This is a genomic window from Glutamicibacter sp. BW78 (assembly GCF_002332245.1).
Classification (GTDB): Bacteria; Actinomycetota; Actinomycetes; order Actinomycetales; family Micrococcaceae; genus Arthrobacter_H; species Arthrobacter_H rhombi_A.
Genome location: NZ_NRGU01000031.1, coordinates 361,772 through 373,661, shown reverse-complemented (window position 1 = coordinate 373,661; position 11,890 = coordinate 361,772). Strand labels below are relative to the sequence as shown.

Below are 11,890 nucleotides of genomic sequence, written 5' to 3'. Positions count from 1 at the left end.
CACCATGAGCACGCTGTTCACCAAGATCATCAACGGGGAGTTGCCGGGACGGTTCGTCTGGAAGGACCCCGACGTCGTCGCCTTCCTGTCGATCGGACCGATCACCGACGGCCACACCCTGGTGGTGCCACGCCAAGAGGTTGACGACTGGACCGATATCGAACCCGAGCTGCTCAATAAGCTCAACGCTGTCGCCCGGGTCATTGGCCGGGCCCAGAAGCGGGCGTTCGGCTCCGAACGTGCCGGCCTGATGGTCGCCGGCTTCGAGGTCCCGCACCTGCACGTGCACGTCTGGCCGACGAACTCGCTGGCCGACTTCGACCTCTCCCGGGCCGATACCGACCCGAAGGAAGCCCATCTGGACGATAACGCCGAACGGCTGCGTACCGCACTGCGCGAGGACGGGCATACCGATATGGTGCCGAACCAATAACCCCAGCCCGCAGCACCGCCGTCGTCCCTGCCGAGGGGACGACGGCGGTGTCTCGGCCCTTCGGGCCGGCCGGCTAGGTGGTGGTCGCCTGACGCAAGGCGGTACGCACCCGCTTCTCGGATACCGAATAGGCGGTGCCCAATTCTTGCGCAAACATGCTCACCCGCAGCTCCTCGAGCATCCACTTGATCCTGCCCAGGGGGGCAGGAATCCGTGCCCCGGCAGGTACGGCAGCCCGGGCGGCATCGTATTCATCCTCCAAGGCCTGAATGGCCAGCATCGCCTGGTGGTCCCGGGCCACGTTCCCGGCCTCCAACTTATCCAGACGCTTGGCGATTCCGTCCAGATAGCGGGGCAGCTGAGAGAGATGCGCGTACCCGGTTCCGGCGACGAAGCCCGGGTAGACCAGATTCTCCAACTGGCTGCGGATATCGGCCAACGCGTTGACCAGCGCCAACGAGGAGGCCTTGGAGATCCTCTTGCTCACCAGGCGGGCACCGGAGAGTACGCGTTCGACAATGGCCGTGACCTTGAAGACCGTGTCGATCAGCTCGGCCCGCACCGACTCGAACAGGGCCCTGAACTCGGCCTGGGTGAAGGGCAACTCCGCAGGAACCAGCCGGTCCAGGGCCGCCAGTGTGCAGTCGGCGATGAGCTTCTCCACCGAACCGTGGGGGTTCTGGGTGAAGACCAGTTTCTCCTGGTTGTTCAGGTGGTCCAACACATATTTGGCCGGGGAGGGGACCTCGAGCAGCAGGAGCCGGATCACCCCGCCCCGATGCGCGGTGAGCTGCTCATCCTCGTTGCGGAACACCGTCAACGACACCGTGTCCCCGGTATCGAGCAGGCCGGGAAACGCGGTGACTTCAGCCCCGGCCACCGTGGTGCTGACCTTGCGTTGAATCCGGCCGCCGTCGCCGAGCTCTTCGGGCCAGGCGGTCAGCCCGGTCTGTTCCAGTTTCGGCCTCTCACGGGTGGGGGAGGCGGCGCCTGCCCCGCCGACCCGTCCGGGACCGGGGGTTCCCCGACCACTGCCGCGTCCTGGCTTGGTACCTGCCTGGTCCTTGCCGTGGCGTTGTTCGGCCTCGCGGGCTGCCGCCAGCAGGGCCGGTCCGGCGCTGCCCATCGAGTCGGCCAGGGCCTGCCGGTTGTGCTGGGCCAGGGTGCGCTGCAGGGTGGGCAGGTCCGTGGATTCGTCCAGGATCCTGGCTCGGGCGTCCACGATCTGGAAGGTGGCCAGCAGATGCCCGGGGATCTTGGACCAGTCCCAGGACCCCGGAGGGATCACGACCCCACGCATCCGGCGCAGGACCAGTTCGAGGGACGGCTCGAGGCCATCGGCGGTGGGGTCGAAGTCGGCCTTCAGCGCGGCGACGGCCTGCCGGGCCACGTCGGGGGCCGGGACGAAGTTCTTGCGGATGGCCTTGGGCAGCGACTTGATCAAGGCGGTGACCAGCTCTTCTCGGAGACCGGGGATGAGCCAGCGGAAACGTTCGGGGTCCAGCTGGTTCAAGAACAGCACGGGCACCCGCACGGTCAACCCGTCGGACTCACCGGCCGACGCTGCAGGGTTGAACTCGTAGGACAGCTCCAATTCGAGGTCCCCATGGTGCAGGGTCCGGGGGAAGTCCTCCTGGTTCAGCTCCTCCGTGTCGGCGTTGAAGAGTTCCTCCGGGTCGAAGTCCAGCAGGGTGGGGTCGTTGGCCCGGGCCTTCTTCCACCACCTGTCGAAGTGGCGTTCGGAGACGACGCCGGCACCGACCCGCTGGTCGTAGAATTCGAAGAGGTCCTCGTCGGTGGCGCCCAGATCCCGCCGACGCATCCTGGTCTCGAGTTCGTCGATATCGGCCAGCAGGCGACGGTTGCGTTGGAAGAACTTATGGTGGGTCTTCCAATCGCCCTCCACCAGGGCGTGCTGGATGAACAGTTCCCGGGCCACCACCGGATCGACACGTCCATATTGGATGCGGCGCTGGGGGATGACGGTGAGACCGTAGAGGGTGGCCTTCTCGTAGCCCATGACCGAACCCATTTTGCGGGACCAGTGGGGCTCGGAATGCGAATACTTCAACAGGTGCTGACCGACCTCCTCCACCCAGAGGGGGTCGAAGCGGGCGTTGACCCGGGCCCACAGCCTGCTGGTCTCCACCAGTTCGGCGGACATCACCCATTCGGGGTTCTTTTTGAACAGGGCCGAACCGGGGAAGATCGAGAACCGGGTGCCACGGGCCCCGGAATATTCACGTTTGCGTTCATCCCAGGCGCCGATATGTCCCAGCAGCCCGGACAGCAGGCTGGTATGGATTTCACGTTCCAGCCCTGCCGGGTCCACCGGGCCCGTGGTCAGCGTGATGCCCAACGGTTTGGAGAGTTGGCGGAGCTGGGCGAAGAGGTCCTGCCATTCGCGCACCCGCAGGTAGTTGATGAATTCCTTCTTGCACAGTCGGCGGAACGCCGACGAGGAGAGTTCCTTCTGCTGCTCCTGCAGGTAGGCGTACAGGTTCAGGAACCCCGAGAAGTCAGAGGTCGAGTCCTCGAAGCGGCGGTGCAAACCGGTGGCGTTGGCCCGTTGGCCGGTGTCTTCGGAGGGGCGTTCGCGGGGGTCACGGATGGTCAGTGCGGCGGCCAGGATCATGACCTCCTTGGCGCAGCCGCGTCGGCCGGCCTCCACGATCATTCGACCCAACCGGACATCGACGGGGAGCTGACTCAACTGCCGCCCGATCGGAGTCACCTTCGCTGAGGTTCCCTCTCCGACGGCGCCGAGTTCGCGCAGCAGGGCGACGCCGTCGTTCACTGCCTTGGAATCCGGGGGCTGGACGAAGTCGAAATCCGCGACGTCGCGGGGGGATTCCACGACCCCCATGGCAGACATTTGCAGGATGACGGCAGCCAAGTTGGTGCGCAGGATCTCGGGATCGGTGAATTCGGGTCGGGCCTCGAAGTCCTCCTCGGAGTACAGCCGGATGGCAATACCGTCCGAGACGCGACCGCAACGACCCGAACGCTGGTTGGCGCTGGCCTGGGAGACCCGTTCGATGGGCAACCGCTGAACCTTGGTGCGATGTGAATACCTGGAGATCCGGGCGGTGCCGGTATCGATGACGTATTTGATGCCCGGGACGGTCAACGAGGTTTCGGCGACGTTGGTCGCCAGCACCAGGCGACGGTGGGAACCCGGATGGAAGACTTTATGTTGTTCCTCCAGCGACAACCTGGCGAAGAGCGGGAGCACCTCGGTGCCTCTTAGCCGGGGGTTGGTCTGCGCCCGGGCACGCAGGGCCTCGGCGGCGTCACGGATCTCGCGCTCGCCGGAGAAGAAAATCAGGATGTCGCCCGGCGCCTCGGCCGCCAATTCGTCCACGGCATCGCACACCGCGTCGAGCGGGTCACGATCCTCGTCGGCGGCATAGTCCTCGTCGTCGTCCTCGCGGCCTTCGGCTGGATTCAGGGGGCGGTAGCGCAGCTCCACGGGGTACGTGCGGCCGGAGACCTCGATGATGGGGGCCTGGACGATCTCGTCGCTGCCGTCGGTGGCGGGGGAGCCGAAGTGTGTGGCGAATTTTTCCGGGTCGATCGTCGCCGAGGTGATGATGACCTTCAGGTCGGGACGCTTCGGTAGCAGCCGTTTGAGGTAGCCGAGCAGGAAGTCGATGTTCAGGCTGCGTTCGTGGGCCTCATCGATGATGATGGCGTTGTATTTGCGCAGCCGGCGATCGTGTTGGATTTCGGCCAGCAGGATGCCATCGGTCATGACCTTGACCTGGGTGGAGGCCGAAACCCGCCCGGTGAACCTGACCTGGAAGCCGATCTCCGTTCCCAGCTCGCAACCGGTTTCCTCCGCGATGCGTTCGGCGACGGTACGCGCTGCCAATCGGCGGGGTTGGGTATGGCCGATCATCCCGCCGTCACCCAACCCCAGTTCCAACAGCATTTTGGGAAGTTGGGTGGTTTTGCCGGAACCGGTTTCGCCGGCGATGACGACGACCTGGTGGTTGCGGATGGCTTCCATGATGTCGTCGCGACGGGCGCTGACCGGAAGGGACTCGGGATAGGTGATCTTTACAGCCATGGTTGAAACAGTCTAAGGGGGCGGGATCGGCAGCTTCGCCTGAGCCGTGGTCCTTGGTGTCGCAGAGGGAGCGGGAGATGAAGTACGGAATGCCCGATAAATGTGGCATAGGACACGTTTTGTCTTCAATGGGGGTCGAGGCGTTCAGGTGCGTCCATGCACCCCGGAGTCGTATGGACAATGTGAGTTGATTCACAGGTAGTATCAAGGTGTCTTTAGGCACCAGGTGGTCAAAAGATTGTCGAATCACTCGCAGTGGGGGACGGGATCCGGTGGGCAGCAAAGGTGATGTTGACCGGAATTCAACTCGTGACCCGTGAAAGGAAAACACCATGAACGTTTCTCGCGTCGGCAAGCTTGCCGCAGGCCTGATGGCCACCGCATTGCTCGCCACCGCTTGCGGATCCTCAGGAGGGTCAGGCGACTCCAGCGGCTCCGCGGATGAGGTCAAGCCCGTGAAGATCGGCATCTCGCAGTACGTGTCCCACCCGTCGTTGGACGCGGTGACCGAGGGCTTCAAAAAGGGCATGAAGGACGCCGGCTACACCGGCGACAAGGTCAGCTACGATCTGCAGAATGCCCAGGCGGATGCCTCAACGAACACGGCGATCATGGGCCAGTTCGCTCAGGACAAGCTGGACCTCGTCCTTGCGGTGGCCACACCGGCAGCCCAAGCCGCCGCCCAATCGATCACCGACGCCCCGGTCCTCTTCTCTGCCGTGACCGACCCGGTGGAAGCCAAGCTGGTCAAGAGTGTTGAGGCACCCGGCGGAAACGTCACCGGCACCTCGGATAAGAACCCGGTCAAGGAGCAGATGGAGCTTCTCAAGGAACTGGCCCCCGACGCCAAAACCGTCGGCATCGTCTACTCCTCGGGTGAAGTCAACTCCACCGTCCAGGTGAAGTGGGCCAAGGAAGCCGCGGCTGACCTTGATCTGAAGATCAAGGAGAAGGCGATCTCCGCCTCCTCAGAGGTCCAGCAGGCCGCGCAGGCACTGGACGTCGACGCCTACTACGTGCCGACCGACAATGCGGTCGTGTCCGCGTTGGAAGGCCTGTTGCAGACCGCGCAGTCCAAGAAGATCCCCGTGATCGCCGCCGACGGCGAGTCGGTCAAGCGTGGCGCGACGGCCACCTACGGCATCAACTACGAGAAGCTCGGTGTCCAGACCGCCGACATGGCCGTGAAGATCCTCAAGGACGGTGAGAAGCCGGCCGATATGCCCGTGGAGACCCTGACGGATGTCGAGTTGTATGTGAACACCGCCGCCGCGAAGAAGGTCGGCGTGAAGATCCCGCAGGAAATGATCGACAAGGCCGCCGAGGTCTACAAGAAGTAGCCCCGCGCCGATCCACCGGATCACGGTGCCCGGCCGCCCTCCAGCGGCCGGGCACCCCGCATTCTTCCCTCTCAACACAAGGATCTCTTCATGCTTACTGCGGTTGAACTGGGCCTGGTCTACGCGATCATGGCGCTGGGGGTCTACCTGACCTTCCGCATCCTCGACTTCCCCGACCTGACGGTCGATGGCAGCTTCACCACCGGTGCCGCCGTCGCCTCCATCAGCATCGTCAACGGCATGCCAGCGCTTCTAGCCACCGCGCTGGCCCTGTTGGCCGGCGCGGCCGCCGGCGTCGTGACCGGTCTGCTGCATACCAAGGGCAAGATCAACGGCCTGCTGGCAGGCATCCTGACCATGATCGCCTTATATTCGGTGAATTTGCGCATCATGGGCAAGGCCAACGTCCCGCTGCTGGGGGAGGACACCCTGATCTCCCCGCTGCGCGAAGCCCAGCTCACCGGCGGCGTCGTCTCGATCCTCATCTTCTTGGTGCTGGCGCTGGTGCTGAAGTTCATCCTGGACTGGTTCCTGCATACCGACATCGGACTGGCCATGCAGGCCACCGGCGACAACGAGCAGATGATCCGCAGCCTGGGCGTGAGTACCGATAACCAGAAGATTCTGGGCCTCGCCATCTCCAACGGCCTGGTCGGCCTCTGCGGCGCGATGATTGCGCAGTACCAGGGCTTCGCCGACGTCGGCATGGGTATCGGCCTGATCCTGATTGGCCTGGCCTCGGTCATCATCGGCCAGGCGATCTTCGGCACCCGGAACATCTTCATCGCCACACTGGCCGTCATCTTTGGTGCCGTGCTCTACCGTGTCTTCATCCAGCTGGCCCTCGATGCCGGCCTCGAGCCGAACGACATGAAGCTGATCTCCGCGATCCTCGTGGTCCTCGCGCTGGTCCTGCCGCAGTGGAAGGGCTTCAATAAGTTCGGTCGCAGAATGCGCACCATCACCAACGCAGCGGAGAAGCAGAAGGAGACGGTGTCCTAGCATGCTGGAAATCAACAACCTGTCCAAGACGTTCTTCGCCGGGACGGTGAATGAGCGCAAGGCGCTACGCAACATCAATCTCCAACTGACCGAAGGCGAATTCGTCACCGTGATCGGATCCAACGGTGCCGGTAAATCCACGGTGCTGAACATGGTGGGCGGAAAACTACAGCCAGACGTCGGCAATGTGAAGATCGCCGGCAAAGACGTCACCAAACTGGCAGACCATGCGCGGGCGAAGTTCATTGGCCGGGTCTTCCAGGATCCGATGGCTGGCACCGCGCCGAGCATGTCGATCGAGGAGAACATGTCCCTGGCCTTGAATCGCGGAAAATTCCGCGGCTTGAGCATGGGTGTGACCAAACGGCGGCGAGACCAATTCGCCACCGAGCTCGAGTCGTTGGAGCTAGGCCTCGAACATCGGCTCAAGGCCAAGGTGGGGCTGCTCTCCGGTGGCCAGCGGCAAGCACTTTCGCTGCTCATGGCCACGTTCAGTGGACCGCAGATCCTGTTGCTGGACGAGCACACTGCTGCCCTCGACCCACAACGGGCGGCCCTGGTGGCCCGGCTGACCGAAGAGATCGTGGAGCGCCACGGGCTCACCACGCTGATGGTCACCCACAACATGGAGCAGGCGCTGCGATTGGGTACTCGTCTGGTGATGATGCACGACGGCGAGATCATCCTCGATCTCGATGCCGAGGCCAAGTCGAAAATGACCGTGCCCGGACTGCTCAAGGAATTCGAGAAGATCAAGGGCGCCCAACTCGACGACCGCACCATGCTGCAGTAGGTCCCTGGACCGCAGCAGGGCAGGACCCGTGGCCGGATGATCCGGCCGCGGGTCCTGCTGTTCGGGATGTTTCCCGGCGCTCTTCGTTGGCGGCGACGCCCCTGAGCCAACTATGGGTGTTCATGCTTGCTCCGCTGGTGGGCGCAGTGATTGCGGCGCTGGTCTCTCGCTACCTTTTCCCCACGGAGGGTCTCGCGCCCGAGGACACCGCGAACAAGAAAATTCCTTCGAACTGATTCCTGCCATCCGCCACGGGGGGCCTCTTCAACGGGCGGGTCCGTTTCTTATCTACTGCCCCTGCGGGCCGCTGGCAGGGCACGGAGATAGGGCTCGAGTCGCCGGTGTCCGACGGGGGTACCTACCGCGTCGAGTTGGAGGGATTCGAGGAAAAAGCGGGTGAGGTTTGCTGCCCGCGGCGAGAACCGATCCGCGGCCCACTGGAGCGGGCGCAGCGCCCCGGGTCTCACCGGCAGAATGCGCTGCCTCCGACCCGCGATCCTGAAAGCGAGTGATTCCAGTTCCCGGTAGGTGAAGATCTCCGGCCCGCCGATATCCCAGCTCGCCGTCGGCCCGTCGAGATGCCCCACGATGAATTCGGCGAGATCGGCACCATGGATCGGATTGAGACGGGACGAACCGTCGCCGAGGGTAAAACCGATCCCCTTCTGGGCCAGAAGCAGGAAGTCGGTGATGTCGGAGAAGTATCCCGAAGGGTTCACGATCTGGCCCGCTACGGTGCTGCGCCGCAGCACTTCGGCAAAGGCGTTTTTGGAACGCAACGTCACAGAGGTTCCGCTGGCGCTGTGTAGAACGTTGACGTAGAGGAAGGAAGCGAGCCCCTGACGCTCCGCCTCCTCCAGCAGCCGCAAATTGCCCAGAAAGTCGACATCCCAGGGACTCGCATTCTGCCGGGTGACCCCCAAGGCAGAGACCACACGCTCCGCCCCATCGCAGGCGCCCTGAAGTGTCGCCGGATCCAAATAATTGACGATCCTCCACTCGGCGACGTGCCCCTTCAGCGCCGGTGCGCCGAAAGTGCCGGGCGCCTCCGCTTGTTCCCGCGAACGAACCAAGGCCCGGACCCGGTAGCCGCAGCGATCTAACGCCTCCACCACATGCCGGCCCACGTAGCCGCTGGCTCCCGCCACCACGACGAGCTGGTTCATCTGGGCCTCCATCCCCTCTGTACCGGACCGTACCCGACATGGGGGTGAAGAAGGCGCGGACTGGACGAATAAGTCATGAGGTCGTGTCGAGTCTGTAGTGATGATGGCTTTCATCCGCAGGACTCAGCCCGTCGTTGCTCAGGATGCTCCGTGTTCCACACGGTGGCGCAGTAGGACAGCCATCACCCATGAGCTGGTTGACAGCTGCTGCCCGGCAACCCTTGGCACGGGGTGGGAGGGTTGGTACGTTCTCGGCATGGAAAATGAAAACGAGATGAACTGGACCCTCGAGGTGGTGGTCGTCCCGGTTTCGGACCTCGACCGGTCCCTGGCGTTCTACCGCGACCAGTTCGGGTTCCACCTGGACCACGACTACGACCTCGGAGAGGGCCGGCGCGTCGTCCAACTGACGCCTCCGGGCTCGGGATGTTCGATGGTGCTCGGTGCTGGCGGTGTGGTCCCCGAGATGCCGCCCGGTTCGATGAAGGGCCTGCAACTGGTGGTCTCCGATATTGAACGGGCCCACCGGATCCTCACCGAACGAAAAGTCGAAACCAGTGGAGTTCAGGTCCTGGGCGAGAACCCCGAACCAACGGCACATCCCCTGGACAATGTGGGCATGATCTTCTTGTCGGATCCGGACGGGAATGCGTGGGCGATCCAGCAGATGTCGAGTCGGGGGCGATGAGGGGAGGGCACGAGGATAGGCGGAGACCTCAGCCGCCGTCGTGCGCCCGTAGCCGCGATACCGCCGCGTCGACCAACGGACCCCGAATGCGGTGATTGTTGTCCGCGATCTGGTGGACGACGTCAGGAACCGTGTCAGGCCTACCGGGTGCCCCGGCATCAAAGGGCGGATGGGGGTCGTGCTCGATCATCAACTGGGCACGCTTGGCCGTCTCCTCATCCCACAACCTCGCGATGATCTCCAATCCGACGTCGATTCCACTGGTTACTCCGCCTCCGGTGACTAGTGTTCCGTCCCAGACCACCCGCCCCTCCTGAGATGGCACCGAAGCGTTCAAGGAGCGGGCGGGAGGCCCAATGGGTGGTGGCACGCCTTCCGGTCAGGAGGCCGGCAGCATCCAAGACGAAAGCGCCCGTGCAGACGCTGGACACATAGCGAGCATTCCGTGCCTGGGTGCGAACAAAAGCCAACGCTGCTTCGTCGTTCAACAGGTCGAAGGCCCCGTTGCCGCCGGGCACCATCAGCAGATCTGCTGGCGGAGCCTCGGCAAAGGTTGTGGTGGGCAGAAGAGAAAAACCCGTATCGGTGGGCACGGGTCCCACATCGTGCCAGACCAGGTCGATGACGACGTTCGGAGCGAGTGAGAACACCTGTACTGGGCCCGTGAGATCAAGCTGCGTGACCCGGGGGAACAGCAGGCAGGTGATTCTGAAGGGCTGGTCCATGCCCCGATGATCTCACCCGATGGCCGGCAATTCGACGGCTGTCGAACACGGGTTGGTGCACAAACTCAGATGGCCGGGGCAAAGTAGAGGTCCGCGTGGAGCTTGCAGCCCGGGTTGAACCGCGCGCCACAACAAGGACAGTCGGTTCTGGCGAGGTACTCGGCGATGCCGAGCTCGTACCCGCACACTCCACACATCACGGCCCGCACGTCGTATTCGGTGACTGGCCAGCAGATGGCCTCGTGCTGCCCGGGAATCTCCGCATGGCAGAGGTGGCACGGATAGTACTCACCGCAGCAATGGAACCGGATCGCGATGACGTCCAGAACCGTCTGGTAGTGCGCGCAGCGGGTCTGCCCGTCCACCACCTGGCCCAGAACCCGTGGCCGGCTCATTGCACACCCCGGGCCGAGAGTGCCTCTCCGAGTTCGTCAGCATGTTTGAGCGCGACGACCAGGAACGGCACCACGAAGGTCGACAGGCCGCCGCGGGCTCCGCGGGCGCGCTGGGCCTCGCGCACCCCGGATCCCAGGCGGGCCAGCACCGGCACCGTCGTGATCGTCACCGACAGCAGCAGGGCGACCCTTTCCGGGTCCACCCCCAGACGGGCCAGCGGGGACAGGCCTCGTTCGACGGCGGCCAACAGGTCGGTCAGCCGGGTGGTCAGCACCAATAACCCTGCCAGGAGGATGGCGGCGACGACGCGGGAGGAATTGGCCGCCGCGGCTTCGAGGGGCATGAAGATGAGTTGGGCGAGCAGGGTGATCCCGATGAGCCAGCGCACGGCGATGAGTTGACGCCAGAGTTCGGAGAGGCCCAAGCCTCCCAGAAGATACCCGAGTACGGCCACGACCCAGGCCATCCCTGCGGCCCAGTACGTCGACGGCAGGAAGGACAGGCCCAGCACCACCAGCATCAGGAGGAGGGCCTTCGGGCCGGTGGGCAGGCGGTGCAGCAGGCCGTTGCCCGGGCGGTAGAGACTCAGCATGCCAGGGACTGTTCGTAGGTGGCCAGCACCTCGGCGGGTTCCCCGACGGACTGGACCCGGCCCGAACCGATCAGTACTGCCGTATCGCAGCGTAGGGCCAGCTGTGGGTCATGGGTGACCAGCACCAGTTGGTGGGCCCCGCCGAGGAATAAGTGGTCGGCCACTTTGCGTGAGTTACGGGTATCCAGCAGGGCCGTGGGCTCATCGGCGATGACCAGTTCGGGGCGTCGTACGAAGGCCCCACACAGGGCCAGGAGCTGTTTCTGACCACCCGAGAGTTCATGGGCGGAACGATCAGCCAATTCGGACAGACCGAAAGCTGAGAGTGCCTCGCTCACGCGGGCCGCTTCTTCTGGGCGAGGAAGCTTCTCGGAACGCAGCGAAAACGCCACATCCTCGCCGACGGTAGGCATGATGATCTGGGCATCGGGGTTGCTGAAAATAAGGGCCACCAGCCGCCGCAACTCGCGTTTCTGCTTCACCGGGTCTACGCCGTGGACACGCACGGTCCCCGAGGTCGGGGCCACCAGCCCGCCGATGACCCGGGCGAGGGTCGATTTACCGGATCCGTTCTCCCCAATAATCGCGATCCTGCGGGAGTCCACGTTCAGGGAGATCCCTTCAAGCGCGGTCGTTTCGCCCAGGCGCACGCCCACCTGGTCCAGCGAGATGGAATTCATCGC

At 64.1% G+C, this 11,890-nt stretch carries 11 protein-coding genes; 5 read left to right on the top strand and 6 right to left on the bottom strand.

The features are described 5' to 3' along the window. Positions 1-4: 4 nt before the first annotated feature. A complete protein-coding gene (locus CIK75_RS08485; protein ID WP_096223612.1) occupies positions 5-433 on the top strand; it encodes an HIT family protein in 429 nt (142 codons plus the stop codon). 73 nt (positions 434-506) lie between these two features. Here the strand turns inward: CIK75_RS08485 and hrpA are convergent, their stop codons facing one another. After that, positions 507-4,505, bottom strand: a complete 3,999-nt coding sequence (hrpA, locus tag CIK75_RS08480; RefSeq protein ID WP_096223611.1) for an ATP-dependent RNA helicase HrpA — start codon at positions 4,503-4,505, stop codon at positions 507-509. Positions 4,506-4,837: 332 nt separating this feature from the next. Between hrpA and CIK75_RS08475 the strand changes: the two genes are divergently transcribed. The 3 genes from CIK75_RS08475 to CIK75_RS08465 all read left to right on the top strand — a co-directional run bounded on the left by CIK75_RS08475 (position 4,838) and on the right by CIK75_RS08465 (position 7,640). Next, on the top strand, positions 4,838-5,845 hold the full coding sequence (locus tag CIK75_RS08475) for an ABC transporter substrate-binding protein (RefSeq protein WP_086998843.1): 1,008 nt from the start codon (positions 4,838-4,840) through the stop codon (positions 5,843-5,845). 90 nt (positions 5,846-5,935) lie between these two features. After that, entirely contained in the window at positions 5,936-6,847 is a 912-nt protein-coding gene (locus CIK75_RS08470; protein ID WP_086998846.1) for an ABC transporter permease, read from the top strand. A 1-nt stretch (position 6,848) separates the two neighbouring features. Continuing rightward, on the top strand, positions 6,849-7,640 hold the full coding sequence (locus CIK75_RS08465) for an ATP-binding cassette domain-containing protein (protein ID WP_086998849.1): 792 nt from the start codon (positions 6,849-6,851) through the stop codon (positions 7,638-7,640). A gap of 284 nt (positions 7,641-7,924) precedes the next feature. Here the strand turns inward: CIK75_RS08465 and CIK75_RS08460 are convergent, their stop codons facing one another. Then, positions 7,925-8,806 (bottom strand): NAD(P)H-binding protein, encoded by an 882-nt coding sequence (locus CIK75_RS08460; RefSeq protein WP_158225930.1) that lies wholly within the window; start codon positions 8,804-8,806, stop codon positions 7,925-7,927. Positions 8,807-9,062: 256 nt separating this feature from the next. Between CIK75_RS08460 and CIK75_RS08455 the strand changes: the two genes are divergently transcribed. Then, on the top strand, positions 9,063-9,494 hold the full coding sequence (locus tag CIK75_RS08455; protein WP_241895367.1) for a VOC family protein: 432 nt from the start codon (positions 9,063-9,065) through the stop codon (positions 9,492-9,494). A 215-nt stretch (positions 9,495-9,709) separates the two neighbouring features. Here the strand turns inward: CIK75_RS08455 and CIK75_RS08450 are convergent, their stop codons facing one another. From CIK75_RS08450 to CIK75_RS08435, 4 genes are all read right to left on the bottom strand, one after another. Beyond that, complete coding sequence (locus tag CIK75_RS08450; RefSeq protein ID WP_198962415.1) at positions 9,710-10,219, bottom strand: DJ-1/PfpI family protein; 510 nt, start codon at positions 10,217-10,219, stop codon at positions 9,710-9,712. Between the two features lie 65 nt (positions 10,220-10,284). Beyond that, the gene (locus CIK75_RS08445; protein ID WP_096223609.1) at positions 10,285-10,614 is read right to left on the bottom strand and encodes a CHY zinc finger protein; all 330 of its coding nucleotides are present in this window, start codon (positions 10,612-10,614) and stop codon (positions 10,285-10,287) included. Then, positions 10,611-11,207, bottom strand: coding sequence for an energy-coupling factor transporter transmembrane component T (locus tag CIK75_RS08440; protein ID WP_086998859.1), 597 nt, complete (start codon positions 11,205-11,207; stop codon positions 10,611-10,613). Before CIK75_RS08440 ends, CIK75_RS08445 begins: the two co-directional genes overlap by 4 nt. Then, positions 11,201-11,887, bottom strand: coding sequence for an ABC transporter ATP-binding protein (locus CIK75_RS08435; RefSeq protein ID WP_086998863.1), 687 nt, complete (start codon positions 11,885-11,887; stop codon positions 11,201-11,203). Before CIK75_RS08435 ends, CIK75_RS08440 begins: the two co-directional genes overlap by 7 nt. Positions 11,888-11,890 lie beyond the last annotated feature (3 nt).

Coding starts and splice junctions, on each gene's coding strand:
- hrpA (WP_096223611.1), bottom strand. CDS start 4,505: ATGGCTGTAAAGATCACCTATCCCGAGTCCCTTCCGGTCAGCGCCCGT.
- CIK75_RS08470 (WP_086998846.1), top strand. CDS start 5,936: ATGCTTACTGCGGTTGAACTGGGCCTGGTCTACGCGATCATGGCGCTG.
- CIK75_RS08435 (WP_086998863.1), bottom strand. CDS start 11,887: ATGAATTCCATCTCGCTGGACCAGGTGGGCGTGCGCCTGGGCGAAACG.
- CIK75_RS08450 (WP_198962415.1), bottom strand. CDS start 10,219: ATGGACCAGCCCTTCAGAATCACCTGCCTGCTGTTCCCCCGGGTCACG.
- CIK75_RS08455 (WP_241895367.1), top strand. CDS start 9,063: ATGGAAAATGAAAACGAGATGAACTGGACCCTCGAGGTGGTGGTCGTC.
- CIK75_RS08440 (WP_086998859.1), bottom strand. CDS start 11,207: ATGCTGAGTCTCTACCGCCCGGGCAACGGCCTGCTGCACCGCCTGCCC.
- CIK75_RS08475 (WP_086998843.1), top strand. CDS start 4,838: ATGAACGTTTCTCGCGTCGGCAAGCTTGCCGCAGGCCTGATGGCCACC.
- CIK75_RS08465 (WP_086998849.1), top strand. CDS start 6,849: ATGCTGGAAATCAACAACCTGTCCAAGACGTTCTTCGCCGGGACGGTG.
- CIK75_RS08460 (WP_158225930.1), bottom strand. CDS start 8,806: ATGAACCAGCTCGTCGTGGTGGCGGGAGCCAGCGGCTACGTGGGCCGG.
- CIK75_RS08485 (WP_096223612.1), top strand. CDS start 5: ATGAGCACGCTGTTCACCAAGATCATCAACGGGGAGTTGCCGGGACGG.
- CIK75_RS08445 (WP_096223609.1), bottom strand. CDS start 10,614: ATGAGCCGGCCACGGGTTCTGGGCCAGGTGGTGGACGGGCAGACCCGC.